Here is a 24,343-nt window from a genome sequence, read left to right as displayed (position 1 = left end):
ACCACCGCTCACCCCCCCCCCCGCCGCCCCGGCCCCGCGCCGGGGGCGGCCCTCCCCCCCGACCCTGGAGAGACCGGACATGCCTCACCGGCGCTGGCGCTGGCCGTACGCCGTCGTCCTGGCCGTCATCCTCTGCGCAGCGCTGGCCGACCTGCTGCACCCCGCCCCCGCGGCGGCGCACGACGCCACCACGAAGGCCCACGCCGAGGTGACCGGCACCGCCACCGACGTCAGGGTCGTGCTCGACCTGGAGTACGACCTGCTGATGAAGTCCGCCTGGCTCTACGCCGAGGCGTACGAGGCCAAGGAGCGCGCCGAGCAGCTGCGGCAGCTCGCGGTCAACCGCGACGCCGTGTTCGGCTACGTCACCCGCCGCTTCGCCGTCGCCCGCGCCGACCGGCCGTGCGTCCCCCGGCAGGTGGGCGGGGCGGATGTGCACCCGCGCGGCAAGGCCGCCTTCGCGACGCTGACCCTCGCCTACGCCTGCCCGGCGGTGGACGGCGGCGAGCACACGATCTCCAGCGCCCTGTTCCCCGACGCCGAGACGTTCGTCCACAGCACCCGGACGCTCCTGCGCTACGACCTCGCCGGCGAGCGGGGCTCGGCCGTCCTGACCGCCGCGAGCCCGACCCTGCGCCTGGCCGAACGCGCGGCGGCCGGCCAGATCGGGGAGTTCTTCCTGCTCGGCGTCGAGCACCTCGTGCTCGGGCTGGACCACGTCTTCTTCCTGCTCACCCTGATCATCGGCGCCCGCGGCGCGCGTGACGTCGTGGTCACCGCCTCCGCCTTCACGGTCGCCCACAGCATCACGTTCCTGCTGGCCGCCATGGGCGTGGTGAACGTGCCGGCGGCGGTGGTCGAGCCGGTCATCGCCGCCTCGATCGTCGTCGTCGCGCTCGCGAACCTGCTGGGCCGTGACCGGCCGGGCGCCTGGCGGCTGCCCGTCGTCTTCGCCTTCGGCCTGATGCACGGGCTCGGGTTCGCGGGCGCGCTCGACATCCGCGAGAGCGGGTCGTGGGAGCTGCTGCTGTCGCTGCTGAGCTTCAACGTCGGGATCGAGGTGACCCAGCTCGCGATCATCGCCGTGCTCTTCCCGCTGCTGGTGCTGCTGCGGCGGACGGCCGCGGCCCGCTGGACGGTGGCCGCGGTGTCGCTGTCCATCGTGGCGGTCAGCCTGTACTGGTTCCTCGACCGGATCCCGCTCCCGCTCTGAGCGCCCACAGGCGGCCGGCTCCCCAGGCGAGCAGGGCCAGCACGCCGACCAGCAGGTATTCGATGGCCGGGATCCTGATCGCCTCGTTCGTGCCGGCCAGGTCGCCGCGCACGGCGTACACGGCGATCAGGGCCACCGCGTAGCAGCCGGTCAGCGCCCAGCGGGCGGCGCGGGACAGGCCCAGGCCGTGCATCTGGGTGATCACGAAGACGCCGAGGAAACCGAACAGGAACATCGGCCACAATCCGTCCGGGCCCGAGGTCATGACGGCCACCAGGGTGCCGTGGACCACGACGGCCAGCTCCAGCGTCACCGTCCAGTAGCGGTTGGTGTGCGCCCTGGTGAGGAAGAGGCTGCCCTGGAGCAGCAGCAGGAACATGTAGAAGAAGCCGATCAGGTGGCCGGGCGTGGACTCGGCCGGGTGGTACCAGAAGGTGTAGACCGCCGCCCAGCTGAACAGGTAGCCGTGGTACCGGCGGGCGAAGTCGACGATCTCCCGCCTGATGGGCGCCGGCCGGCTGAGGAACAGGCCGCGCCGCCGGTTCTCCATGATCAGGACGACGACCAGCAGAAGGACGACCGAGCCCTGGGAGCTGTAGATCGACACGTCCTGGGCCAGGCCGTCGTAGAACAGATGGGTCTGCACGGTGTGCAGGGCGACGAACCCGGCGTTCACCGCCAGCGCGACGACGTTCACCGGGTGGAGACCGGCGGAGTAGCGGCGGACCCGGGTCTGGGCGTGGTGGATGAGCCACCAGAACACGAGCTGGTGGGCGGCGTAACCGGCCCAGGCCGACAGCCTGGTCCACACGGTGGGCTCGGGCAGTTTCCAGTAGTACCAGGACGCGCCCTGGTCGGGCAGCAGCACGACGTCGTCCAGCCACCGGCCCAGGAACCAGATCAGGCCGGTCAGGACGGCGCTCGCGACCACCCCAGCGACGAGTACCGTCTCAGGACGGATCGCGGCTAACGTTTTCTTTCTACGATGGAATACTTCCACCATAGAAATATAAGGGGTGACATGACGGCCTACGACCTGATGGTCCTCATCCGCCGGCTCAACGTGGAGAGCGACCGGTTCGTGGAGGGCTTCGCGGTCGGGCACCGGCTGCACAGGACCGACATGAACGCCCTGGTGGTCATCCTCGACGCCCACCTCGCCGGCCGGCCGCTCTCGCCCGGCGGGCTGGGGGCCGCGCTGAACCTCTCCGCCCCCGCCACGACGGCCCTCCTCGGTCGGCTGGAGCAGGCCGGCCACATCGTACGGCGGCGCGACGCGGGCGACCGCCGCAAGGTCGAGGTCGTCATGAACGAGCAGGCCGTCGAGCTGGCGGGCGCCTTCTTCGCCCCGCTCGTCCGGCGCCTCACCGCGGCGATCGACGCGTTCACCCCGGCCGAGCGGGAGGTCGTCGGCAGGTTCCTCGCGGACGCGATCGAGGCGACCGTGGCGGCCAGGAAGGAGCACGAGGCGTGAGCGCGTCCCGCTCGATCGTGATCACCGGCGGCACCCGCGGGCTCGGCCTCGGCCTCGCCCGCTCGCTGACCGCCCTCGGCCACCGGGTCACCGTGTGCGGCACTGACCCGGACCGCGTGGCCGCGGCGGGGGCCGAGCTCGGCGTGCCCGCCGTCGTGGCCGACGTCGCCGACCGCGCCCGCCTCCAGGACCTCTGGGACGAGGCCGTACGGCGGCACGGCCGGGTGGACATCTGGGTCAACAACGCCGGGATCTCCCACGACCGCCTCCCGCTGTGGCGGCTGCCCGCCGCCGAGGCCCGCGCGGTGACCGAGGTCAACCTGCTGGGCACGGTCAACGGCTGCGCGGTGGCGGTGGCGGGCATGGCGGCGCAGGACGGCGGCGGCCACGTCTGGAACATGGAGGGGCTGGGCGGCGACGGCCGGACGGTGCCCGGACTCGCCGTCTACGGCGCCACCAAGCGGGCCGTGACGTACCTGACCAGGGCGCTGGCCAAGGAGGCCCCCGACGGGGTGACGGCGGGCCTGCTCAGCCCCGGCATGGTGGTCACCGACCTGCTGACGCACGGCTACTCGGACGCCGAACGGGAGCGGTCGGCCCGCATCTTCGCGATCCTCGCCGACCCGGTGGAGACGGTGGCGCCGTGGCTGGCCGAGCGGGTGGTCGGCCGGGCCAGGAACGGCGCCCACGTACGCTGGCTGACCCCCGCCAAGATCGCCTACCGCTTCGCCACCCGCCGCCCCTGACGCCCGGCGTCGGTTCAGCCGTCCTGTCTGCGGACGAGGAAGCCGCCGCGGCCGTCGAACTCCACCGCGTACACGGCGTCGAAGCCGTCGGAGGCGCGCGGCCGGCGCAGCCGTCTGAGCGTGGCGAAGACGCCCACCTCGGGGACCCTGGCCCGGCCCGTGCGCTCGGCGTTGCGCTGGAGCGAGCCCTTGACGTTGGGCGGGAACCAGTAGGCCACCACCCGCGCGCCGTGCTCCCGGCCGGCCACGATGAGCGGCTGCCACTCCTCGGGCGAGGCGTTGGTGTTGTCCACGGCCACGTTCCGGTCCTCCTCCAGCGCCTCGCGGATCAGCCGGAGCTGGCGGTGCTGGCGGCGGCGCGCGTTGGGGAAGTCGTCCTTGCTCACGTGCGCGTGCGTGGCGGCCAGGCAGCGCCGGTAGAAGGTGGACTTGCCGGAGGCCTGCAGGCCGATGAGCACGGCCACCTCCCGATCGATCATGGTTCCACCCTATTTGGTCCTGGACAGGCTAACGTCGTTAGCCTAGAGTGTGGCTAACGGCGTTAGCTTCCAGGAGGGCATCATGACCGCAGTGACCGTCAGGCGAGTGGCCGGCCGTTCCGGGTGGGCCGCTCTGGCCGCCTTCTGCCTCGCGTTCCTCGTCTTCGAGGTGGCCAAGCACGGGGGCGCCACGCCGGTCAGCTCGGCGTTGTTCGTGCTGGCGCCGTACGCGACCAGGTTCGGCGGGCCGGCGGTGCTGCACGACCTCGCCCACCGTCCGTGGATCCCGCTGGCCGTGCTGGTCGGTTACTCGGTCTCGCCGCTGGGCTGGGTGCCGGTCTTCACGGCGGGGCTGGCCTGGATGACGTACGTCGCCGTCGCCCGTCTCCTCGGTCACGGTCCGAGGAGCGCGCGTGGCTGAGCTGTCGCCGCGCGCGGGGCAGATCGTCGCGGCGGCGCGGGAGCTGGTCGAGGCGGGCGGGGCGGACGCGCTGACCATGCGGGCGCTGGCCGCGCGGCTCGGAATCCGCGCGCCGTCGCTCTACAAGCACTTTCCCGACAAGTCCGCCGTGGAGGCCGAACTCATCGCCATCGCCCTCGCCGAACTGGCCACCGCCCTGGAACGCGCCGAGCGCGACGGCCGCGGAGGCGGGCTGGCGGTGCTCGGGCGGGCCTATCGGGCGTACGCGCTGGGCCAGCCGCACCTGTACCGGTTGATGAGCGCGGGGCCGCTGCCGCGTGACCTGCTGCCCGCCGGGGTGGAGGAGCGGGCGGCGCTGCCGCTGGTCCGGCTCGTGCGGGGCGAGGCCGCCGCCCGCGCGGTCTGGGGGCTGGCCCACGGCCTGGTCATGCTCGAACTCGACGGCCGCTTCCCGCCCGGAGCCGACATCGAGGCCGCCTGGACCGCCGGGATGTCCGCGTTCACCACCGCCGCGGCCCGCTGAGCGGCCGTGTCCCCTGAAGGAGTTCAGGGGCGGGGGTGCAGGCCGTCCAGGGTGAGGGTGAGGAGGCGGTCGGCGCGGGCCGGGTCGGGGGTGGCCTGGGCGATGCCCGCCGCCAGCTCGACCAGGTCGGCGACCTCGACGTCCGCGCGCACGGCCCCCGCCTCCTGTGCGGGCAGCAGCAGCCGCGCGGCGGCGGCGCGCAACGTCGCCCAGCAGTCGACCCCCGCGCCGTCCTGGGTGAGCATCACCCGCGCCCCGAGCCCCCGGTCGGTCATGGCGTGCGCGACCAGCGACCGCAGCCAGGCCACCAGCGCCTCGCCGGGCGGCAGCGCCTGGCCCGCCTCCTCCGCCCGCGCGCACAACCGGGCCAGCCGCCCCTCGAACACGGCCGCGAGCAGCGCCTCGCGGGTGGGGAAGTGCCGGTAGAGCGTGCCCGCCCCGACGCCGGCCCGTCTGGCGATCTCGTTGAGCGAGGCGTCGGGCCCCTCCTCGGCGACCACGGCGATGGCCGCCGCCACCAGTTGCTCGTAGTTGCGGCGCGCGTCGGCGCGCATGGCCCGTGCCGGCACTGGACACTCCCGCGGGTTGAATCGGAGAACGTCTCCGATTATAGTCCCCGACGTAACCGGAGAAGTTCTCCGTATAGACGGGATGGTGACCCATGACCGACGACGTCCACCACGACGACGGACCCCGCCTGGGCAAGGTGGGCCTGTGGACGTTCGCCCTCGACGCCCGCCCCGCCGGGGAGGCGCGCGAGGCCGCGGCCGAGATCGAGGAGCTGGGGTACGGCGCGCTGTGGTTCGGCGAGGGGTTCGGCCGCGACTCGGTGAGCCAGTCGTGGCTGCTGCTCTCGGCGACCAGGCGGATCACCGTGGCCGCCGGCATCGCCAACATCGCCCTGCGCGACCCGATCACCATGGCCGCCGCCGAACGGGCGCTCAACGAGGCCCACCCCGGCCGGTACCTGCTCGGCCTCGGCGGCCACCGCATCAGCGACGAGCCGATCCAGATGGACGGCTACGCGATCCCGAGCCTGGGCCGGGCGGTGACCACGATGGGCGGCTACCTCGACGCCATGAACGCCGTCCCGCTGGACTCGGCGCCCCCGGCGCACGCGCCGCGCCGCGTGCTGGCCGCGCTCGGCCCGAAGATGCTGGACCTGGCGGCCCGGCGGACGCTCGGCGCCCACACGTACTTCGTGCCCGTCGAGCACACCGCGCGGGCCAGGGAGGCGATGGGGCCCGGCCCGTTGCTGGCCGTCGAGCAGGCCGTCGTGCTGCACCGCGACCCGGCCAGGGCCCGCGAGGTGGCCGCGGAGCACGTCTCCTTCTACCGAACCGGGGCGCCCCACCAGGCCGCCAGCCTGCGCAGGCTCGGCTTCGGTGAGGACGAGATCGAGCACGGCAGCGACAGGCTGGTGGACGCGATCGTGGCCCACGGCGACGCGGCGGCGATCGAGAAGCGCGTACGCGCCCACCTCGACGCGGGCGCCGACCACGTGTGCCTCCAGGTCCTCACCGGCAACCCGGGCGACCTGCCCCTCCCCGAGTGGCGCGAACTCGCCGCCCTGACCTCTCTGTGACGACCATGCCCGGCACGGGCGGCGGCGGCCCGAGGGGGTTCCCAGAACCGGGCAGACGGCGGGAGAGGGGGGGCAGATGATCAACGCGAGGTGATCAGCCCTCAAGTCGTCGAGGTCGGTAGCGGATCCAGATGTCGCCTCGGCTGTGGCCGGAGAGGCGGAGCACCGTCGCGTCGGCGGCGGGCGGTTCGACCGGTTTGTTGTGGACCCGGCCGAGCCCGGGGGAGACGACCTCGTCGGCGCGCACCCGCCAGCCGTGCGGGACCTTCAGATGCAGGTCGCCGAACCACGAGGTGATCGTCACCCGCACCTCCACCTCGGGATGGGGGCACTCGGCGGCGAGGAAGTCGAGCTTCGCGGTGCCCCAGACGCCGAGCCGGACGTCGATGCGCGGCGGCACCACCCACCGCCCCGCCCGGCTCACCCGCCAGTGCTCGGTGTGCATCCGCAGCACGTCGGAGGCGGCGGAGGGAGCGGGGGAGAGGACGGGCAGGTCGGCGACGAGGGCGCCGAGCTCGCCGACCGTCCTGGCGGCGTACGTGCGGTCGATGCGTTCGCGTAACTCGTCGAGGCTGATGCGGCCTTCGGCGACCGCCTGCCGCAGCCTGTCGGCCACCTGGTCGCGGTCGTGGTCGCCGGCCCGGATGTCGGCGTCGTCCGTCATGGCGACCACTCTAAGGATCATCGGGCGCGCGGGCCATGCGCGCGCGGGCTCAGTCTCCGGCTCAGTCTGCGGCGGCCCGGTAGCCGGTGGCGCGGAACAGGAACGACGCCCACGACCGGTAGGGCCGCCACGACTCGGCGAGCCTGCGGTAGGCGCCCGCGGGGGCGTCCTCGGGCAGCCCGTACGCCTCGCGCAGGATGCCGAACAGCCGGGGTTCGTCGCCGGGGAACGCGTCGGGCGCGCCGGCTCCGCGGATCAGGATCAGCCCGGCCGAGAACGGCCCCACGCCGGGCAGCGCGCGCAGTTCGGCCAGGGCGTCCTCGGGGGTGAGCGAGCGCAGGTGCTCGGTGGTGAGCACGCCGTCGAGCGCCGCCCGCGCCAGGCCGCGCAGCCACTCCTCCTTCTGCGCCGGCAGGCCGAGACCGCCCGCGTCCACCAGGCTCACGGGCGGCGGGAACGCCTGGTACGCCTGCCCGTCCACGGTGACGGCCGCGCCGTACCGGTCGGCGATGCGCTGCTTGATGCGCGAGGCGACGATCATCGACGAGCGCTGCACGATCACCGCCCAGCAGGCCGCCTCCCACGGGCTCCAGAAGCACACCGGCCGCAGCCCAGGGCGGTCCCGCTGCACGTCGCCGAGCACCGGGTCGGCCGCGCCCAGTTCGGCGAAGCCGGTGGCGTCCACGTCGAGGGAGAAGATGCGCGCGACCTCGCCGCGGATCGCCGGGCCGGGGGCGCGGGTGGTGGTGACGGCGACGCCGCCGGGGGCGGCGGTGACGCTCACCCCGATCGGCAGCCAGTCGGACTCGGCGCAGTAGGCGAAGCGCAGCGTCCGGCCGTCGGAGGGCAGCGCGCTGGTGGCCGGCCAGTCCTCGACGAAGCGCAGCGTGGCGCCGAAGTCGAACGGGCCCTTCGCGGTGAGCGTGAATCCGTGCGTGGTCATGGGCCGTATGGTAGGCGCCGCGGCGGCATGGTCCCTGGTGGGGCCGGGCTTCCGCATCACGGGGCCCGGCGGGGGCAGCGGGCGGGCATGAAGAAGTTCCTGAAGATCTTCGTGGCGCGCTGGCTGGCCCGCACCCCCTGGGGGCTGGCGATCCTGGCCGCCGGCTACCTGCTCGGGCGGCGGAGGAAGCAGGCCGGGCGGCCCGCCGGACGGCCGACCGGCCGCCGGCGGGCGCGCCGCGGGCCCGCGTACCACCGCCGTTAGTCCCCTACGGAGGCCGGACGCCGGCGGCCGCCCTCCACGGCCGCCGGCCGTCTGTCCCAGGTCCGGTAGAGGATGGACCGCGCGGCCACCACCACGCAGAACACCCCGAGCAGCAGCCCCCACGTCACGTCCGAGAAGAAGTGCATGCCGCGGTAGAGCCGGGAGAAGGCGACGATCAGCGGCGCCGCGATCCCGATCGTCCAGATCACCACCTGCAGGGCCCGGTTGCGCACGTGCGTCGTCAGCACCAGCGCCAGCCCGCAGTAGAACGCGACGGCGGCGCTGACGTGCCCCGAGGGGAAGCTGGAGGTGGGCGGCGCGGGGTCGAGGTGGGGCACCGGCGGACGGCTGCGGCCGACGGGCTCGGTGGTGGCCAGGAAGACCAGCGACTGGCCCCAGACCGCCGCGATCATGAAGATCGACTCCCGCCAGCGCTTGTAGACCAGCCGGAACAGGATCACCGCCACCGCCGTGAACGCCACGACGTACGGCGTGTCCGACAGGCTGGTGCCGTAGTCGGTGAGCGTGTTCCACAGCGACGTGCGGATGGAGGCGAAGTCCTTGCTCACGGCCACGTCACCGGGCTGGGGGACGCCGACGATGAGCAGCCCCATGCCGTACGTGACGGCGCCCATCAGCACCAGAGGTAACACCAGCGACAACGCGTAGTACCGGACATGCTCAGCTCTGCTCATCGGGCACCTTCACCGGTTCGGGTTCCATACCTTCGGTCAGCGGCGCGGTGGGCCGGCGGCCCGTGTCGCGCCGCCACGTCTCGAATGCCGCGGCGGTCGCGGCGATCACCGCCACGCCCAGCACGACCCCCGCCACGACGTCGCTCACCCAGTGCACGCCGAGGGCGATCCTGGTGAAGCCCACCGAGACCACCACGAAACAGGCCAGCACCCAGGCGAGCCGGCGCCCCCACCGGGGCAACATCGGCAGCAGGAGCAGGGTGACGACGCCGGCCCCGAGCGTCACGTTGACCGCGTGGCCGGAGGGGAAGGAGTCGCCGGGCGCCAGCGCGACGGGGTCGGGCAGGTGCGGTCGCACCCGCGCGACGAGGATCTTGAGGCCGAGCCCGATCAGGCCGCCCGCGGTCACGGTCGTGATCGCCCACAGGGCCAGCCTGCGCCTGCCGTGCATCAGCAGCCAGACCGTGAACGCCGCCACCGCGACGCGCCACGGCCACGGCCCGAACAGGTCGGTCCAGACGATGAGCACCCTGGTCACGCCGGGATGGGCGAGCGCGTACTCGTGCAGTTCGTGGGCCACCCCGGCGTCCAGCCGGTTGAGCGGCATCTTGGCCACGACGAGCAGCAGGGAGAACGGGATCATGATGAGCGCGACGGCGAACGCCGCGACCGTCATCCGCGGTCCCAGCCTGTCGAGCAGGAACGTCTTCATCAGAACCTCCGCGATCTCCGCAGCTCCGGCGGCCGGCCGTCGGGGTCGACGGCGAACCGGTAGAGCGGCATGGCCATCGCCCTGCGCACCCGGGACAGCGTGGGGGCCGGGTGGGGGCGTAACCGGCCGGACGGGCGCGGGCCCCGGCAGCCGGCCGAGTGCCAGCCCTCCAGCCGGGCCGCCGACTCGGCGAACGCGTCGAACGCGGCGACCGGGTCGCACAGCTCGTCCCGGCCGGACTCCGACTCCTCGTCCAGATGCTCGGCCATGAGCGCCAGCCGCAGGTCGCGGGCGAACCTCAGGGCGCCGTGCGGCGGCCTCGGGTCCTCCCGCTCGTCCAGGACGGCGCAGCTCAGCTCCGAGTCGTAGGTCCACGAGCGCAGGTTGACGTTGTCCGACCCGACCGACGCCCACACGTCGTCCACCACGCACACCTTGGCGTGCACGTAGACGGGGGTGCCCTGGTGGTTCTCCAGGTCGTAGATCGCGACCCGGTCGCCGCCGGCCCTCATCAGCCGGTCCAGCGCCTCGACCCGGCCGATCAGGCTCGCCGGGCCGGCCAGCCAGCCGTCCTGGTCGGGGTGGCGGGGCACCACGATGATCATGCGGAGCTCCGGCTCGCGCTCCAGCGCCTGGGCGAACGGCTCGATCACGTCCGTGGACCACAGGTACTGGTCCTCCAGGTACACCAGCGACCGGGCCCTGCCGAGCACCTTGTGATAGGCGTGCGCGATGCTGCGCTCGCCGTCCGGCGCGAACGGGTACGCGCTGTGCCGGGCGGGGTAGGTGCGCAGGAGCTGCACGTGGTGCGTGCCGGCGGGCGGGGGCGGCGGGCCCGGCTCGGGCAGCGGGGGAGCGTCGTCCAGCTTGCTGAAGTGGTCGCGCAGGCGGCGCAGCGGGTCCCTGGTCTCGGGGGCCGGGTCCTCCCAGCGTTCGCAGAAGGTCTTCTCCACCTCGGCGACCGCCGGCCCGTGGATGGCGAGCTGGATGTCGTGCCAGGGCGGGCGGGGGCCGTACACGTCGGGCATCGGGCAGGACTGCGGGTCGCCCAGGTGCTCGGCGTCGTCGCGGCGGCTGTGGCACAGGTCGATGCCGCCGACGAAGGCCACGTCCGCCGAGGGGTCGCGGTCGTGGCGGAGGATGACGAACTTCTGGTGGTGCGAGCCGCCCGGTTTGGTCCGGGTGTCCAGCAGCGCCTGCCCGTGCGCGTTCTCGATCTTCTCGCCCAGGTGCCGGTTCTCGGCCGCGCTGAACCGCAGGCGGTCCAGGTGGGAGCGCCAGATGAGGCCCCTGACGACGGCGCCGCGCTCGGCCGCGGCCCCGAGGGCGGTGCCCACCGTGGGGCCGTCGTCGGTCAGCCGCTCGTCGGGGTCGCCCCGCCAGTCGGCGAACAGCAGCAGGTCGTCCTTGCGCAGTGCGTCCAGACAGGTCTTCAGCTCGGCGAAGTACGTGGCGCCGTGGATCAGCGGCCGTACGTCGTTGCCGCTGGACCACGCGTCGAGGCCGGTCGCCCGGTTGTCGCGTTCCTCCTCGGTGAGGAACCAGTCCTGGATGCGCATTCGGCCACCGCTACCCGCACGAAACCCATTAATAACCCGGTAAAGGCCGGGTAGTGAGGGAGGAGTGTCCCTCACTATCGCGGTTGTCGCACATCAGAAGAAGATCCTCGGCGCCGGCCTGGACCGGCTGCGCGTGCTGCTCACCGAGCGGGACGTCGGCGAGCTGATCTGGCACGAGGTGCCCAAGAGCAAGAAGGCGCCCAAGAAGGTGCGCAAGGCGCTCAAGGCGGGTGCGGAGCTGGTGTTCGTCTGGGGCGGTGACGGCATGGTGCAACGCTGCGCCGACGCCATGGCCGGCTCCGGCGTGCCGATGGCGATCCTGCCCGCCGGGACGGCCAACCTGTTCGCCGGCAACCTGGGCATCCCCACCGACCTGGAGGAGTCCGTACGGATCGGCTTCGAGGGCCGCCGTGCCGAGCTGGACCTCGGGGTGCTCAACGGCGAGCACTTCGCGGTCATGGCCGGCGCCGGGTTCGAGGCCGAGATGATCGCCGAGGCCGACGGCAAGGCCAAGCGGAAGTTCGGCAAGCTGAGCTACGTCAAGGCCGCCGTCCGGCACGTCGGCGGGCCCCTGGTGCCGATGACGGTCAAGGTCGACGGGTCCACCTGGTTCGAGGGCGAGGCGAGCTGCCTGCTGCTCGGCAACGTGGGCACGATCGCCGGCGGGGTCGAGGCGTTCGACGACGCCCGGCCCGACGACGGCTGGCTGGAGGTCGGGCTCTCCACGGCCAAGGGGCCGATCCAGTGGGCCCGGGTGATGGGCAAGATGGCCGCCGGACGGTCGGAGGACTCGCCGTTCGTGCGCATCACCCGGGCGCGCAAGGTGTCGGCCCGGTTCGGGTCGCCGATGACGTACGAGCTGGACGGCGGCGACCGCGAGGCCACCACCAAGATCAAGGCGAAGGTGGCCCCGGGCGCGCTGACCGTCTGCCTGCCGTCCTAGCCGGCGCGGGCGGCGTCCATGACCCGCCCGGCGTCGCGCTCGAAGGAGGCGCGGGCGCCGAGCGTCACCAGGCCGCCCACGATCATGGGGACGACCAGCAGATACATGCCGCCGATCAGCGAGCCGAACCGGTCGGAGGCGATGCCGACGACGAGCGAGCCGAACGCCCCGGCCGCCGTGATGAGCAGCTGCAGGACGGCGAAGCCGAGACCGCGCGCGGCGGCCGGGACGACGTCGGCCAGGCAGGCCGTCATGTTCGGGATCGCGATCGACATGAGCGAGCAGGCCAGCAGGACCAGCGCGGTCATCGGGCCGATCGAGTCCATGGCCAGCGCGCCGGCCAGGACGGCCGCGCCCGCCGTGATGCCGCCGCCGCCGGCCAGCAGCCTGCCGCCCTTGCGGGTGCCGTGCCACCTGCGGCCCAGCCAGGAGCCGACCAGGGTGCCGGCCAGCGTCCCGGCGATGGTGATCAGGCCGCTCAGCGAGCCGGCGGCGCCGACGCCGACGCCGTACTCGCGGACCATGAGCGTGGGCAGCCAGTAGAAGATCCCGGCCAGGCCGAGGGTGAGCAGGCCCAGCCCGACGCAGACGAACAGCAGCGTCGGGATGCGGATGACCTGCCCGAACTGCTGCCAGAAGGGCGCCTTGGGGGACGCGGTGCCCTGGGACGATCCGGCGCTTTCCACGGGGGCCCCGGCGACCATCCGGTCCAGGTCGCCGCGGCCCGGCTCGCGCAGGAACCAGACGAGCACCGCCGTGAGCACGCCGGGCACCACCATGACCAGGAACGCGGTGCGCCAGGAGAACACCTCGGCCAGCACGCCGCCCAGCAGCGTGCCGATGCCGCCGAGGTAGGTCGTGACGCGGGTCAGCCCGTACGCCTTGGCCCGGCTGACCGGCGGGTAGTAGTCGGCCAGCAGGCTGCCGGCCGCCGGGTTGTCGATGTTCTCGGCCGCCGCGAGCAGCACCCGCATCAGGTAGAACATCACGAAGCCGGTGGCCAGGCCCGAGCCGAGCGTGGCGACGGCCCACAGCAGGACGACCACCGCGATGATCCGCGTACGGCTGAACCGGTCGGCCAGGAAGCCCGCGGGCAGGGAGACGATCGCGGCGGCCAGCGCCGCGGCGGTCGGGATCGAGCCCGCGGCGGTGTCGCTGAAGCCCCACTCCTTCTGGACGAGCGGCAGCACCCCCGACAGCAGGTTGTACTCCATGCGGTCCACGAGCCCGACGACGAAGAGCACGACCAGCGGCGCCCAGCCGAACGGCGCCCTGGTCCGCGCGTCGATGACGCCGGTACGCGGCGAACCCAACGTCCTGACCATGCCCACCCTTCCAGTAGGAAAATCTAGAATGCTGTTCTAGGCGAACGTTCTAGCCAGAGTGGCAGAAGTCACACGATTCGTAAATGGGCGTTTTCTGGGAAATTTCGCAGTTTGGGGCTCATGTACGGTGATCGCATGAACACTGCGCAGGTCACCGGCGCGATGCTGGTCGCCGGCACCACCTCCGACGCGGGCAAGAGCGTCGTGACCGCCGGGATCTGCCGCTGGCTGGCCCGCCAGGGCGTGCGCGTGGCGCCCTTCAAGGCCCAGAACATGTCGCTCAACTCCTACGTCACCGCCGGCGGCGCCGAGATCGGCCGCGCCCAGGCCATGCAGGCCCAGGCCGCCGGGCTGGAACCGGTCGCCGACATGAACCCCGTCCTGCTCAAGCCGGGCAGCGACCGCCGCAGCCAGGTCGTGCTCCTGGGCGAGCCCGTCGCCGACGTGGACGCCATGGAGTACGGCGCGCTGAAGGACCTCCTGCGGACCACCGCCCTGGCGTCCCTGGACCGGCTGCGCGCCCAGTACGACGTGGTGATCTGCGAGGGCGCCGGCAGCCCCGCGGAGATCAACCTGCGCCGCGGCGACATCGCGAACATGGGCCTGGCCAGGGCCGCCGGGCTGCCCGTCGTCGTGGTCGGCGACATCGACAGGGGCGGCGTGTTCGCCGCCTTCCACGGCACGGTCGCGCTGCTGGACGCGGCCGACCAGGCGCTCGTCTCGGGGTTCGTGGTGAACAAGTTCCGGGGCGCCCGCGAGCTGCTCGAACCCGGCCTCGACATGCTCAGGAAGCTCACCGGCCGGTCGGTGTACGGCGTGCTGCCCTGGCTCGACGGCCTCTGGCTGGACGTCGAGGACTCACTCGCGCTGGACTCCCGCCGGGTCGTGACCGGCCGGCCGCTGGGCAGGCAGACGTTGCGCGTGGCGGTCGTCCGGCTGCCCCGGATCTCCAACTTCACCGACCTGGACGCGCTGGCCGCCGAGCCCGGCGTGGTGGTGCGCTTCGTGACCGACCCGGTCGAGCTGGACGACGCCGACCTGGTGGTGCTGCCGGGCTCGCGGGCCACGGTCGAGGACCTGGCCTGGCTGCGGCGCACCGGCCTGGCCGACGCCCTGCTCGCGCGGCGCGGGCCCGTCCTCGGGATCTGCGGCGGGTTCCAGATGCTCGGCCGGGAGATCGTGGACGAGGTCGAGTCGCGGGCGGGCCGGGTGGACGGGCTCGGGCTGCTGCCGGTCCGCGTCGAGTTCGCGCCGGACAAGCGGCTCGCCCGGCCGGTCGGAAGGGCCTACGGGCAGCCGGTCAGCGCGTACGAGATCCACCACGGGCGGGCGACGGTCGAGGGCGGCGAGCCCTTCCTGGACGGCTGCCGCGCCGGCGACGTGTGGGGCACCACCTGGCACGGCGCCCTGGAGAACGACGCCTTCCGCCGGGCCTTCCTGGCCGACGTGGCCGAACGGGCCGGGCGTGCCTTCGTCCCCGCCCCGGACACCGACTTCGGCCGCCTGCGCGAGGCCCGCCTGGACGCCCTGGGCGACCTGATCGAGCAGCACCTGGACACCGACGCCCTGCTGGGGCTCCTGCGCGACGGCCCCGCCCCCGTGCCCTACCTGCCGCCGGGCGCCCCCTCGGCCTGATCCCGCGGGGAACGTTCGCGCTGGGCGGTGATCCAGGCGTCGATCTCCTCCCAGTGGGAGTACAGCCAGCGGACCTGGCTCTCCCGGTCGTCCCTGGGCACCTCGGCCGCCGGTACCCGCCACCACCTGGCCGTGATCCGCGCCGCGTACGGCAGCCTGCGCCACACGTCGCCGATCGTGACGAGGTCGTCCAGGCCGGTGTGCGCGACGAAGACCACGTCGGCCTCCGGGCAGGCGGTGATCGCGGCGATGGCCCCGTTCGGCCGGGGCGGCAGCAGGTGGGTCATGCCACGCGCCCGCTCCGCCTCCTCGGCCAGCCCCTTGTCCTCCAGCCGGCGGATCGCCAGCCGCCGCCGGCGCGGGGTGAAGTTGCCGCCCTCGGGGAAGATCACCAGCGCGTCGCGGTCGTCCATGGTCGCCGACAGCCGCCGGATCTCCTCGATCACCCGCTCGCGGCCGGACCGCCGTGGCACGAAGGCGTTCGGCAGGCGGTTGACCACGACGTCGAGCGACGGGTCGTACTGGAGGGCGGCCTTCATGACGATCCGCGGGTGCCGCCGGTACACCGACAGCAGGTGATAGATCAGCAGGAAGGAGTCGCCCGGCCCGGCGTGCCGGGAGAGCACCACGATCGGGCGGCTCAGCCGGGCGGCGCGCTCCTGCGGGGTCGGCGCGGGCTCCTCGACGTCCACGGTCAGCCGGAAGATGCGCACCGCCGCCCCGTACACCTTGGCCAGGAACCAGCGGATCAGCGCGTAGTGCCGCTCCTGGTGCCGGGCCCGCCCGAACGCCCCCGACACCCACAGCCCGAGGCAGGCGATGAGCACCGCCGACTCCAGCGTCAGCCAGGCCGCGCCGAACCAGACGAACCGCAACCCCCTGCGCTGCGGCGGCGGCAGCCGCAAGGACGCCCCGAACGTGATCAGCAGCCACAACGGCAGCGTCACCAGCACCACCACGGTGACCACGACGACGAGCGGTGCCAGGACGATCCGGCGCACGATACGCGGTGGGAACAACGGCGCCTCCCCGAGGTCTGCCTTCCCTGAGGTCCTACCTTCATCCTCCTCTTGTCCGCAGGTAGCGGGAAGAAGCCTGGTACGCCCGCTCGATGTAGGTGGAGATCTGGGACAGGTCGCGGTAGCGCAGGTTCGACAGCGGCGCGGCGACCCCGGCGGGCAGCACGTGCACCTCCACCCCGGGCGGCAACGTGGCCATCTCCTCGGCGAACCGGTAGCGGCGCGCGATCTCGAACGCCACCATCCCCACCTCCCAGAACCGCCGGGGTGCGGTCAGCGGGCGCTCGATCCGGCCGACGTGCAGCACGTAGACCCGCCTGGCCCCGAGCTGCACGGCCCGGCCGACGGGGATGCTGTGCACCAGCCCGCCGTCGAAGAAGTGCTCCCCGCCGATCTGCACGGGCGGCAGCAGCCCCGGCACCGCGCACGACGCCAGCACCGCCTCCACCAGCGGCCCGCTGGCGAACCAGTGGGCCGCGGCCCGCTCGACCGAGGCCGCCACGCACTGGAACGGCACCTCCAGCTCCTCGATCAGCTCCGTGCGCACCGTCCCGGCCAGCACCTCCCGCAGGGGACCGTTGGGATGCAGGTGGGTGCCGGTCCTGGCCAGCGTGGACAGCCGGGTCACCCACGACCCGGCGAACGCCGTACGCACGACGTCGGACCGCCACAACGAGGTCAGCCGGTCGACCGCCCGCGCGGGGTCGGCGGCGATGAGTGCGCCGTTGAGCGCGCCCACCGACGTTCCGACGACCACGTCGGGCCGGATGCCGAAGTCGTCGAGCGCCTGAAGCATGCCCACCTCGTGAGCACCGAGCACGCCACCGCCACCGAGCACGAACGCCGTCTCCACGTTCCTCACCCTGCCCATTCTCGTTGCCGTGTCCCGGCAGAAAACCGCCCGTGACGCTGCCGACTTCGGCCAGTGACCCCGGCGCCGCCCCGGCGGGACGATTCCGGCATGACAGCAGTGGTTCAGGCCGAAGGGCTGACCAAGTACTACGGCGGGCGGCGCGGGCTCGAAGACCTCACGCTGGAGATCCGGCCCGGCGAGATCTTCGGCTACCTCGGGCCCAACGGCGCCGGCAAGACCACCACGATCAGGCTGCTCCTCGACGTGATCAGGCCCACCCGCGGCACGGTCCGCGTGTTCGGCCACGACCCGCGCGCCGCCGCCACCCGCGCCCGCATCGGCTACCTGCCCGGCGAGCTGGCCCTCGAAGGCCGCGACCGGGCCCGCGACTACCTGGGCTTCCTCGGCCGCGTGCGCGGCGGGGTGCCGGGCAGCCGCATCGAGGAGCTGGCCGAACGGTTCGACGCCGACCTGTCGGTGCCGATGCGCAAGCTCTCCAAGGGCAACAAGCAGAAGGTCGGGCTGATCCAGGCGTTCATGCACGAGCCGGAGTTCCTCATCCTCGACGAGCCGACCAGCGGGCTCGACCCGCTCGTCCAGCAGGAGTTCCTGGCCATGGTCCGGGAGGTGCGGGCGTCCGGCCGGACCGTGCTCATGTCCTCGCACGTGCTGGCCGAGGTGGAGAGCGTCTCCGACCGGGTCGGCATCGTCCGCGCGGGCCGCCTGGTGACCGTGGAGAACGTGGCCGCGCTGCGCGAGAAGGCCGTACGCCGGATGGAGCTGCACTTCGACGCCCCGGTTCCGCCGTCGGCGTTCGAGGGCCTGCCGGGGGTGCGCGACCTGCGCGTGGAGGGCGCCAGCGTCCGGTGCACGATCGACGGCCGTCCGGACGCCCTGGTCAAGGCCGCCGCCCGGTTCACCGTCGTGCACCTGGTCAGCGCCGAGCCCGACCTCGAAGAGATCTTCCTGACCTACTACAGCGAGGAGGAACGGCACCATGATCGCCAAGAGTCTGCGTGACCACCGCCGGGCCCTCATCTGGTGGACCGTCGGCATCAGCGCGTTCATGGCCCTCTACATCAGCATCTTCCGGAGCGTCAGCCAGGACCCGAGGACGTTCAACCAGCAGGCCCTGGCCAAGTACCCCGGCCCGCTCAGGGACCTCATGGGCGGCATGCCCGACCTGGCCCTCGGCGTCAACTTCCTGCAGACGGTCGTCTACCAGCTCTTCGTCCCGATGTTGTTCGTCGTGCTCGCCACCATGCTGGCCAACCGGGCGATCGCCCAGCCGGAGGAGGCAGGGACGCTGGAGCTCGTCGTCACGCTGCCGGTGGACCGCAAGCGGCTGGTGCTCCAGCGGTTCTGCGCGCTGGCGATCGCGCTGCTGGCGGTGTTCGCCGTGACGCTGGCCGTGGCGTGGGCGGCCGGGGGCGCGGCGGAGCTCGGAGTGCCGTTCGACCGCGTCCTGGCCGCGCACGTCGGGGTGCTGCTGCTCGCGCTGTTCTTCGGCACCGTGGCCCTGACCGTGGGCGCCGTGACCGGCCGCAGGATGATCGCCTCGTCCGTCGTCGGCGTGTGGGTGGCGGCCGGGTACATCGTCGTCACGCTCGGCCGCGGTGTGGCGGCCATCGCCTGGCTGAAGTGGCTCTCGCCGTTCCACTACTACGCCGAGGGCCGGCCGCTCTATGAGGGCCTGCCGGTCGGGGACTACCTTGTGCTGGCGGGAGCGACGGCAGTGCTCGCGCTCACCGCGATCCTGTCCTTCGACAGGCGTGACGTAGGAGTGTGATGGTGCTCTCCAGGATGCCCGCCGACCTGCTCGGCGGGCATCGTCAGGTGCTGGCCGGGGCCGCCGCGGGCCGCCCGCCCTCGCGGGAGGCGCTCGACGCCTGCCGCGCCGACGGCACCCGCGCCGCCGAGCAGGGCGTCCCGCTGCGGACGCTGGTCGACGGCGCGCTCGCCGCCGCCGAGGGGCTGCCGGACGTGCTGCCCGCGCTGCGCAGGGCCGTCTCGGCGCTCATGGAGGGGTACGAGCTGGCCCAGCTCGCCGCCCTCAGGGGCGAGGAGACGGCCCGCAGGGAGTTCGTGGACGACCTGCTCCAGGGACGGGCCGAGCGGCTGGCCGAACGGGCCGAGCACTTCGGCCTCCGGCTGGCCGAGTCGTACGTGGTGGCCGCCGCCCGCGGGCTGCGCGACGGGGACCAGGACCGCATCGAGCGCGATCTGGTCGCCCGGTTCGGCTCGCACAACGTGCTGGTGGCCGTCCGCGAAGGGCTGCTGGTGTGCGTCGTGCCCGCCACGCTGCCCGCCGCCGTGGGGGAGTTCACCCATCACGTACGCGCCCGCTTCCCGGCCGGGTGGCGGGTCGGCGTGGGACGGCCGCACCGCGGGCCGGGCGGCGTCGTGACCTCCTTCAGGGAGGCGGCCGGCGCACTGGAGCTGGCCGACGCGCTGCGGCTCACGCTCGACGTGGTCAAGGCCGCCGACCTGCTGGTCTTCCCCGTGCTGCTGCGCGACCGCGGCGCGATCGAGGACCTGGTGACCAGCGTGCTCAGCCCGCTGCTGCACGCCAGGGGCGGGCACGAGCCGCTGGTCGAGACGCTGGAGGCGGTCTTCGCCGCGCACGGCAACCAGGCGGCGGCGGCCCGCAGGCTGCGGATCAGCCCGCGGGCGGTGACGTACCGGCTGGAACGCATCCGCCGGCTGACCGGCTTCTCGCCCGACGACCCCACCCAGCGCTTCACCCTGGAGACCGCGGTCCTGGGCGCGCGCCTGCTGGACTGGCCGTGGGATCAGTCGTGAAGGGCGAGCCGGAGCCCGAACCCGACGATGACCACGCCGGTCACCCGGTCGAGGATCCGCCGCACACGGGCCGACCGCAGGACGTCGCTCATCAGCGAGGCGAACCCGATCAGCACCGCGCTCCACGCCAGCCCCTCGGCCACGTGCACCCCGGCCAGCAGCAGCCCCATCGCCGCGTGCGGCGCGCCGGCCGGGATGAAGTGCGGCAACATCGCCACGTAGAACGCCCCGACCTTGGGGTTGAGCAGGTTCGTGAGCAGGCCGCGCCGGAACCCCTTGCCGAAGCCGAACGCCCGCTGCCCGTCCTCCTCCTCGCCGGCCCGCGCCCTGGCGAGGAGCATGCGCAACCCCATCCACACCAGGTACGCCGCCCCCGCCCAGCGCAGCACGTCGTAGGCGAACCGCGAGGCCGCCAGCAGCGCCGACAGCCCCGCCGCGGTGAGCACGCCCCAGACCAGCGTGCCGAGCTGGATGCCCAGCACCACCCCCCAGGCCGCCCGCCTGCCTGTGAGCAGCGACGTGCGCAGGGTGAGAGCCGTGTCGAGCCCCGGCGTGATCGTCAGGAGCGCGACGACGGCAGCGAACGACCAGACTGCCGCATTGATGTCCACAAGGGGCGAGCGTAGCGCTAGGGAATCAACAGCAACTTTCCGGTCGTACGCCGGGCGGCCAGGTCCTCGTGGGCCCGTCGCGCCTCGGCCAGCGGGTAGCGCTCGGACACGTTGATCCTGAGCTGCCCGGAGGAGATCCAGCCGAACAGGTCGGCGGCCCGCCAGAGCAGCTCCTCGCGCTCGGCGACGTAATGGACGAGCGTGGGCCTGGTCAGGAAGAGCGAGCCGGCGCGGTTGAGCACCTGCGGATCGAACGGCGGGACCGGGCCGCTGGCCGCGCCGTAGAGGGCCATGAGCCCGCGCGGGCGCAGCGCCTCCAGGCCGCCGTCGAACGTCGTCCTGCCGACGCCGTCGTAGACGACGTGGATCCTGCCGCGCAATGCCTCGGCGAACTCGTCGTAGCCCAGCACCTCGTCGGCCCCGGCCGCGCGGGCCAGCTTCTCCTTCTCCGGCGTGGAGACCGTGCTGTAGACCTTGGCGCCGCGCAGCTTGGCGACCTGGATCAGCAACTGGCCCATGCCGCCGGCGCCGGCGTGCACCAGCACCTGGTCACCCTCCTTGACCTCGTACGTCGAGTGGGTGAGGTAGTGGGCGGTCATGCCCTGGAGCATCGCCGCCGCCGCCAGCTCGGCGGACACGCCGTCGGGCACCGGCACCAGCCGGTCGGCCGGCACCACGGCCTTCTCCGCGTAGCTCCCCAGCACACCGGCCCAGGCCACGGTGTCGCCGACGGCCAACCCCTCCACCCCGGCGCCGAGGGCCGAGACCACGCCGGCCCCCTCGGACCCGATCGGGGTCGGCACCGGGAGCGGGTAGGCGCCGGAACGGTGGTAGATGTCGATGAAGTTGACCCCGCCGGCCGCGACGTCGACCACGACCTCCCCGTCACCCGGCGCCGGATCGGGACGCTCGACGTATTCGAGAACCTCTGGACCGCCCTGGGCGGAGACGATGATGGCATGCATCCCCCCAGTCAACTCCGCCCCAGCCCCCCACCGCCACCCCGCCCCCACCGCGCCGCCGAGGGGATCCGGAGGCCGTCAGTACCTGCCACGGTCGCCGGAGCCCCGCCGCTCGCGGCTCATCGGCCAGGTGCGGCCGTCACCGATCGGGTGTGGTCGTCACCGGTTGGGGGCGGTCGTCACTGGTCGGGGGTGGGCGAGGGGGGCAGGATGCGGGCCAGGGCGCCGGCTTCCAGGGCTACCCAGATCGCTCCGTCGGCACCGACCGTCAGCCCGTGCGGCTCGCTGCCGCCGGCGGCGCCCGGCCCGCCCTGCCCGGCGGTCGCGGACGACGGCACCGAGGACGACGGCACCGGCACCGAGGGCAGCGGGTGCTCCTCGATCGCGCCGTCGACCGTGATGCGGCCGAGGCGCCCGGCAGCCCACTCGGTGAACCAGAGCGCGCCGTCGGGACCGGCCACGATGGCGTGCGGACGGCAGGCCCGATCGGGCAGCGGAAACTCGGTGATCTTCCCGGCCGGATCGATCCGGCCGACCTGCCCCGCGCCGATCTCCACGAACCACACCGCCCCGTCGGGCCCGAGCGTGATGCCCACGGGGGCGGCCCCTTCGGTGGGCAGCGGATGCACGGTGACCTCCCCGGACAGCGAGATCCGGCCGACGGCGTGGCCCTGGTTGATCGAGAACCAGAGCGCGTCGTCGCCGCCCACCGTGATGAAGGCGGGCATGCCGCCCTCCACCGGCACGTCGAAGTCGGAGCGCTCGCTGTCGGCGCCGATGCGCCCGATGCGTCCGCTGCCCATCTGGGTGAACCACATCGCCCCGTCTGGCCCGGCGACGATCCCGTACGGCGAGTCGGCCGCGTACGCGGTGACCTGGCCGTCGCCGGTGATGCGGCAGACCCGGCCGCCCTTGCCCTCGGTGAACCACATCGCGCCGTCGTGGCCGGGCACGATCACGCCGGGCTGCCCGTCGGCCGGGTCGAGCTGGTGGATCACCGGGTCGTGCCCCGGCACCAGCCTGCCGACGCGGCCCTGGTGGACGAGCGTGAACCAGAGCGCGCCGTCGGCGGCGGTGGCCACGCCGTAGGGCGAGCCTGCGGAAATCATGGTCAACATATGTGTCCCCCTGTCAGTCGGATCTCGGTGCCCGTGAAACGGCGCCTCAGCGCGCGGTCGTGCGTGACCATGACCACCGCCCCCCGGTAGGCGGCGAGCGCGTGGTCGAGCTCGTCGGCCAGGACGGGGGACAGATGGTTGGTCGGCTCGTCGAGCAGCAGCAGGTCGTGCTCCCCGATGAGCAGCCTGGCCAGCGACAGCCGGCGCCGCTGGCCGACCGAGAGCTCGCCCACCCGCCGGCCGAGCACGTGCGCGGGGAACAGGCCGGTGTCCAGCAGGGCCGCGCGCCGCTCGTCGGCGTAGCCGTCGTGCCCGAACGCGGCGAGCACGGCCAGGCCGGGGTCGAGGTCGTCGTCCTGGGCGAGGTGGCCGGCCCGGCACCCGGCGCGCTCGGCCAGGACCCGCAGCAACGTGGACTTGCCCGCCCCGTTGGGCCCGCTCACCAGCACCCGCTCGCCCGCCCGGACGGTCAGCGACCCGACGTGGAGCCGGTCGCCGACGTGGACGTCACGCAGCTCCACCAGGACCGCAGGCGTGGCCGGACCGTCGCCCACCGGACCGTCGCCCACCGGACCGTGGCTCATCGGACCGTGGCCCATCGGACCGTCGCCTACCGAAGCGTCGCCCGCCGGAGCGGGAGTGCGGAAGACCGCCCGGAAGCGGAGCGGGGTCGGTGGGCGGGGGACCGGGTCGTCCTCCAGGCGACGCAGGCGTTCGTGGGCGTTGCGCACGCGGGTGGCCACCGAGCTCTGGACGCGGCCCGCGTTGCGGTCGTAGGCCATCTTGTTGTTGTCCTTCATGGCCCGCCCGGCCGCCACGCGGTGGGCGGTGGTGGCGGCGTGCTCGCGCACCTGCCGGATCTCCTCGCGCCAGGCCGTGTACGCCTGCTCCCACCGCGCCCGCGCTGCCGCCTTGGCGGCCAGGTAGCCGCTGTACCCGCCGCCGAACCGGGTGACGGCGCCCTCCTCGACCTCCAGGACGGCGGTGGCCACCCGGTCGAGGAAGACCCGGTCGTGGGAGACCACGACCACCGGGCCGCGGTGCCCGCGCAGCCGCTCTTCGAGCCAGGTCAGCGCGGGCTCGTCGAGGTGGTTGGTCGGCTCGTCGAGCAGCAGCGTGGCGGGGTCGGCGGCCAGCACGCAGGCCAGGCCCAGCCGGGCGCGCTCGCCGCCCGACAGGCTCGACAACACCCGGTCGCGGGCGACGTGCGCCAGGCCGAGGCCGTGGAGGGCCTTGTCGATGCGCGCGTCGGCCTGGTATCCGCCGCGGGCCTCGTAGGCGGTCAGCAGCTCGCCGTATTCGCCCATGACGTCGTCGGTGAGCGCCGACTCCAGCTCGCGCAGCCTTCGCTCCATGGCCCGCAGGCCGGCGAGCGCGTGGTCGACCGCCTGCTGGACGGTGTGACCGGGCGGCAGGCCGAGCGTCTGGCCGAGGTGGCCGACGTCACCGGAGACATCGGTAGCGACGTCACCGGCGACTTCGCCTGGGACCCGCCCTGGGGCGCCGCCGGTGACGGTGATCTCGCCGTCGTCGGACTGTTCGACGCCCGCCAGTAGCCGGAGCAGGGTGGACTTGCCGGAGCCGTTCTCGCCGACGACGCCCACGCGCTCGCCGGGGCCCACGGACAGGGACACGTCGGTGAGCACGGAGCGGTCGCCGTACGACTTGCTGAGCCCTCGAACGTTGATCAGGATGGAACTCCAATCGCAACTGTTGTAGCGTTAGTTTGGCACAGGTGAAGCCGCAAACGCAACTGGAGTAGTTTTTGGAACCTAACAGACGTCCGGGAGGGCGCAG

At 73.3% G+C, this 24,343-nt stretch carries 28 protein-coding genes; 12 read left to right on the top strand and 16 right to left on the bottom strand.

Annotation, left to right across the window (positions count from 1 at the left end):
* Window positions 1-84: 84 nt before the first annotated feature.
* The gene (locus tag ABZ459_RS37560) at window positions 85-189 is read right to left on the bottom strand and encodes a hypothetical protein (RefSeq protein WP_357980864.1); all 105 of its coding nucleotides are present in this window, start codon (window positions 187-189) and stop codon (window positions 85-87) included.
* A gap of 76 nt (window positions 190-265) precedes the next feature.
* On the opposite strand from ABZ459_RS37560, the gene ABZ459_RS37555 reads away from it, so the two are divergent.
* Window positions 266-1,213: a HupE/UreJ family protein gene (locus tag ABZ459_RS37555; RefSeq protein WP_357980861.1), complete on the top strand. Its 948-nt coding sequence runs from the start codon at window positions 266-268 to the stop codon at window positions 1,211-1,213.
* Here ABZ459_RS37555 and ABZ459_RS37550 read toward each other — a convergent pair.
* On the bottom strand, window positions 1,170-2,144 hold the full coding sequence (locus ABZ459_RS37550) for a hypothetical protein (protein WP_357980855.1): 975 nt from the start codon (window positions 2,142-2,144) through the stop codon (window positions 1,170-1,172). The genes ABZ459_RS37555 and ABZ459_RS37550 overlap by 44 nt on opposite strands.
* Before the next feature lie 90 nt (window positions 2,145-2,234).
* Here ABZ459_RS37550 and ABZ459_RS37545 point away from each other — a divergent pair, with 90 nt between their 5' ends.
* Together ABZ459_RS37545 and ABZ459_RS37540 are read left to right on the top strand one after the other, a co-directional pair.
* Window positions 2,235-2,687, top strand: a complete 453-nt coding sequence (locus ABZ459_RS37545) for a MarR family transcriptional regulator (protein ID WP_357980852.1) — start codon at window positions 2,235-2,237, stop codon at window positions 2,685-2,687.
* Window positions 2,684-3,433 (top strand): SDR family oxidoreductase, encoded by a 750-nt coding sequence (locus tag ABZ459_RS37540; protein ID WP_357980849.1) that lies wholly within the window; start codon window positions 2,684-2,686, stop codon window positions 3,431-3,433. The genes ABZ459_RS37545 and ABZ459_RS37540 overlap by 4 nt, the downstream gene beginning before the upstream one ends.
* Window positions 3,434-3,447: 14 nt before the next feature.
* Here the strand turns inward: ABZ459_RS37540 and ABZ459_RS37535 are convergent, their stop codons facing one another.
* On the bottom strand, window positions 3,448-3,912 hold the full coding sequence (locus ABZ459_RS37535; protein ID WP_357980846.1) for an ATP-binding protein: 465 nt from the start codon (window positions 3,910-3,912) through the stop codon (window positions 3,448-3,450).
* An 82-nt stretch (window positions 3,913-3,994) separates the two neighbouring features.
* Here ABZ459_RS37535 and ABZ459_RS37530 point away from each other — a divergent pair, with 82 nt between their 5' ends.
* A complete protein-coding gene (locus ABZ459_RS37530; RefSeq protein ID WP_357980843.1) occupies window positions 3,995-4,333 on the top strand; it encodes a hypothetical protein in 339 nt (112 codons plus the stop codon).
* Window positions 4,326-4,856 carry a TetR/AcrR family transcriptional regulator gene (locus tag ABZ459_RS37525; protein WP_357980840.1) on the top strand — a complete coding sequence of 177 codons (531 nt, stop codon included), beginning with the start codon at window positions 4,326-4,328 and terminating at the stop codon, window positions 4,854-4,856. Before ABZ459_RS37530 ends, ABZ459_RS37525 begins: the two co-directional genes overlap by 8 nt.
* A 23-nt stretch (window positions 4,857-4,879) precedes the next feature.
* Here ABZ459_RS37525 and ABZ459_RS37520 read toward each other — a convergent pair whose 3' ends face one another.
* Window positions 4,880-5,425, bottom strand: a complete 546-nt coding sequence (locus ABZ459_RS37520; RefSeq protein WP_357980836.1) for a helix-turn-helix domain-containing protein — start codon at window positions 5,423-5,425, stop codon at window positions 4,880-4,882.
* A gap of 92 nt (window positions 5,426-5,517) precedes the next feature.
* Between ABZ459_RS37520 and ABZ459_RS37515 the strand changes: the two genes are divergently transcribed.
* The gene (locus tag ABZ459_RS37515; protein ID WP_357980833.1) at window positions 5,518-6,441 is read left to right on the top strand and encodes a TIGR03620 family F420-dependent LLM class oxidoreductase; all 924 of its coding nucleotides are present in this window, start codon (window positions 5,518-5,520) and stop codon (window positions 6,439-6,441) included.
* Window positions 6,442-6,535: 94 nt separating this feature from the next.
* Here the strand turns inward: ABZ459_RS37515 and ABZ459_RS37510 are convergent, their stop codons facing one another.
* Both ABZ459_RS37510 and ABZ459_RS37505 read right to left on the bottom strand, forming a co-directional pair.
* Window positions 6,536-7,105, bottom strand: a complete 570-nt coding sequence (locus ABZ459_RS37510) for a DUF1707 domain-containing protein (protein WP_357980830.1) — start codon at window positions 7,103-7,105, stop codon at window positions 6,536-6,538.
* A 61-nt stretch (window positions 7,106-7,166) separates the two neighbouring features.
* Window positions 7,167-8,048, bottom strand: a complete 882-nt coding sequence (locus tag ABZ459_RS37505; protein ID WP_357980827.1) for a hypothetical protein — start codon at window positions 8,046-8,048, stop codon at window positions 7,167-7,169.
* A gap of 87 nt (window positions 8,049-8,135) precedes the next feature.
* Between ABZ459_RS37505 and ABZ459_RS37500 the strand changes: the two genes are divergently transcribed.
* The gene (locus ABZ459_RS37500) at window positions 8,136-8,312 is read left to right on the top strand and encodes a DUF6203 family protein (RefSeq protein WP_357980824.1); all 177 of its coding nucleotides are present in this window, start codon (window positions 8,136-8,138) and stop codon (window positions 8,310-8,312) included.
* Here the strand turns inward: ABZ459_RS37500 and ABZ459_RS37495 are convergent.
* Genes ABZ459_RS37495 through ABZ459_RS37485 form a run of 3 tightly spaced genes read right to left on the bottom strand, consistent with a single transcriptional unit; the run spans window position 8,309 to window position 11,278 of the window.
* A complete protein-coding gene (locus ABZ459_RS37495; protein ID WP_357980821.1) occupies window positions 8,309-9,007 on the bottom strand; it encodes a phosphatase PAP2 family protein in 699 nt (232 codons plus the stop codon). The two genes, ABZ459_RS37500 and ABZ459_RS37495, sit on opposite strands and share 4 nt — an antisense overlap.
* On the bottom strand, window positions 8,994-9,719 hold the full coding sequence (locus ABZ459_RS37490) for a phosphatase PAP2 family protein (RefSeq protein ID WP_357980818.1): 726 nt from the start codon (window positions 9,717-9,719) through the stop codon (window positions 8,994-8,996). Before ABZ459_RS37490 ends, ABZ459_RS37495 begins: the two co-directional genes overlap by 14 nt.
* A complete protein-coding gene (locus tag ABZ459_RS37485; RefSeq protein WP_357980815.1) occupies window positions 9,719-11,278 on the bottom strand; it encodes a phospholipase D family protein in 1,560 nt (519 codons plus the stop codon). The genes ABZ459_RS37490 and ABZ459_RS37485 overlap by 1 nt, the downstream gene beginning before the upstream one ends.
* Window positions 11,279-11,342: 64 nt before the next feature.
* Between ABZ459_RS37485 and ABZ459_RS37480 the strand changes: the two genes are divergently transcribed.
* Complete coding sequence (locus ABZ459_RS37480; RefSeq protein ID WP_357980812.1) at window positions 11,343-12,221, top strand: diacylglycerol kinase family protein; 879 nt, start codon at window positions 11,343-11,345, stop codon at window positions 12,219-12,221.
* On the opposite strand, the gene ABZ459_RS37475 is transcribed toward ABZ459_RS37480, so the two are convergent.
* Window positions 12,218-13,546 carry an MFS transporter gene (locus tag ABZ459_RS37475; protein ID WP_357980809.1) on the bottom strand — a complete coding sequence of 443 codons (1,329 nt, stop codon included), beginning with the start codon at window positions 13,544-13,546 and terminating at the stop codon, window positions 12,218-12,220. The genes ABZ459_RS37480 and ABZ459_RS37475 overlap by 4 nt on opposite strands.
* A gap of 135 nt (window positions 13,547-13,681) precedes the next feature.
* Here ABZ459_RS37475 and ABZ459_RS37470 point away from each other — a divergent pair, with 135 nt between their 5' ends.
* Window positions 13,682-15,181 (top strand): cobyric acid synthase, encoded by a 1,500-nt coding sequence (locus ABZ459_RS37470; RefSeq protein ID WP_357980806.1) that lies wholly within the window; start codon window positions 13,682-13,684, stop codon window positions 15,179-15,181.
* Here the strand turns inward: ABZ459_RS37470 and ABZ459_RS37465 are convergent.
* A complete protein-coding gene (locus tag ABZ459_RS37465) occupies window positions 15,151-16,200 on the bottom strand; it encodes a 1-acyl-sn-glycerol-3-phosphate acyltransferase (protein WP_357980804.1) in 1,050 nt (349 codons plus the stop codon). The two genes, ABZ459_RS37470 and ABZ459_RS37465, sit on opposite strands and share 31 nt — an antisense overlap.
* 40 nt (window positions 16,201-16,240) lie before the next feature.
* Window positions 16,241-17,062, bottom strand: coding sequence for a patatin-like phospholipase family protein (locus ABZ459_RS37460; protein ID WP_357980801.1), 822 nt, complete (start codon window positions 17,060-17,062; stop codon window positions 16,241-16,243).
* Between the two features lie 99 nt (window positions 17,063-17,161).
* Here ABZ459_RS37460 and ABZ459_RS37455 point away from each other — a divergent pair, with 99 nt between their 5' ends.
* From ABZ459_RS37455 to ABZ459_RS37445, 3 genes are read left to right on the top strand one after another with little or no spacing between them, the layout of a single operon-like run.
* Entirely contained in the window at window positions 17,162-18,073 is a 912-nt protein-coding gene (locus ABZ459_RS37455; RefSeq protein WP_357980798.1) for an ABC transporter ATP-binding protein, read from the top strand.
* A complete protein-coding gene (locus ABZ459_RS37450; RefSeq protein WP_357980795.1) occupies window positions 18,051-18,842 on the top strand; it encodes an ABC transporter permease subunit in 792 nt (263 codons plus the stop codon). Before ABZ459_RS37455 ends, ABZ459_RS37450 begins: the two co-directional genes overlap by 23 nt.
* Window positions 18,842-19,855, top strand: coding sequence for a helix-turn-helix domain-containing protein (locus ABZ459_RS37445; protein ID WP_357980792.1), 1,014 nt, complete (start codon window positions 18,842-18,844; stop codon window positions 19,853-19,855). The genes ABZ459_RS37450 and ABZ459_RS37445 overlap by 1 nt, the downstream gene beginning before the upstream one ends.
* Here ABZ459_RS37445 and ABZ459_RS37440 read toward each other — a convergent pair.
* The 4 genes from ABZ459_RS37440 to ABZ459_RS37425 all read right to left on the bottom strand — a co-directional run bounded on the left by ABZ459_RS37440 (window position 19,846) and on the right by ABZ459_RS37425 (window position 24,192).
* Window positions 19,846-20,466 (bottom strand): LysE family translocator, encoded by a 621-nt coding sequence (locus ABZ459_RS37440; protein WP_357980789.1) that lies wholly within the window; start codon window positions 20,464-20,466, stop codon window positions 19,846-19,848. The genes ABZ459_RS37445 and ABZ459_RS37440 overlap by 10 nt on opposite strands.
* A gap of 17 nt (window positions 20,467-20,483) precedes the next feature.
* A complete protein-coding gene (locus ABZ459_RS37435) occupies window positions 20,484-21,431 on the bottom strand; it encodes a quinone oxidoreductase (protein WP_357980787.1) in 948 nt (315 codons plus the stop codon).
* Window positions 21,432-21,607: 176 nt separating this feature from the next.
* Window positions 21,608-22,546 (bottom strand): virginiamycin B lyase, encoded by a 939-nt coding sequence (locus tag ABZ459_RS37430; protein WP_357980784.1) that lies wholly within the window; start codon window positions 22,544-22,546, stop codon window positions 21,608-21,610.
* Window positions 22,540-24,192 (bottom strand): ABC-F family ATP-binding cassette domain-containing protein, encoded by a 1,653-nt coding sequence (locus ABZ459_RS37425; protein WP_357980781.1) that lies wholly within the window; start codon window positions 24,190-24,192, stop codon window positions 22,540-22,542. Before ABZ459_RS37425 ends, ABZ459_RS37430 begins: the two co-directional genes overlap by 7 nt.
* Window positions 24,193-24,343 lie beyond the last annotated feature (151 nt).

This window comes from Nonomuraea sp. NPDC005692 (assembly GCF_040631115.1).
Taxonomy (GTDB): domain Bacteria; phylum Actinomycetota; class Actinomycetes; order Streptosporangiales; family Streptosporangiaceae; genus Nonomuraea.
The sequence above is the reverse complement of the archived record's forward strand: the minus strand, read 5'-3'. Positions and strand labels throughout refer to the sequence as shown.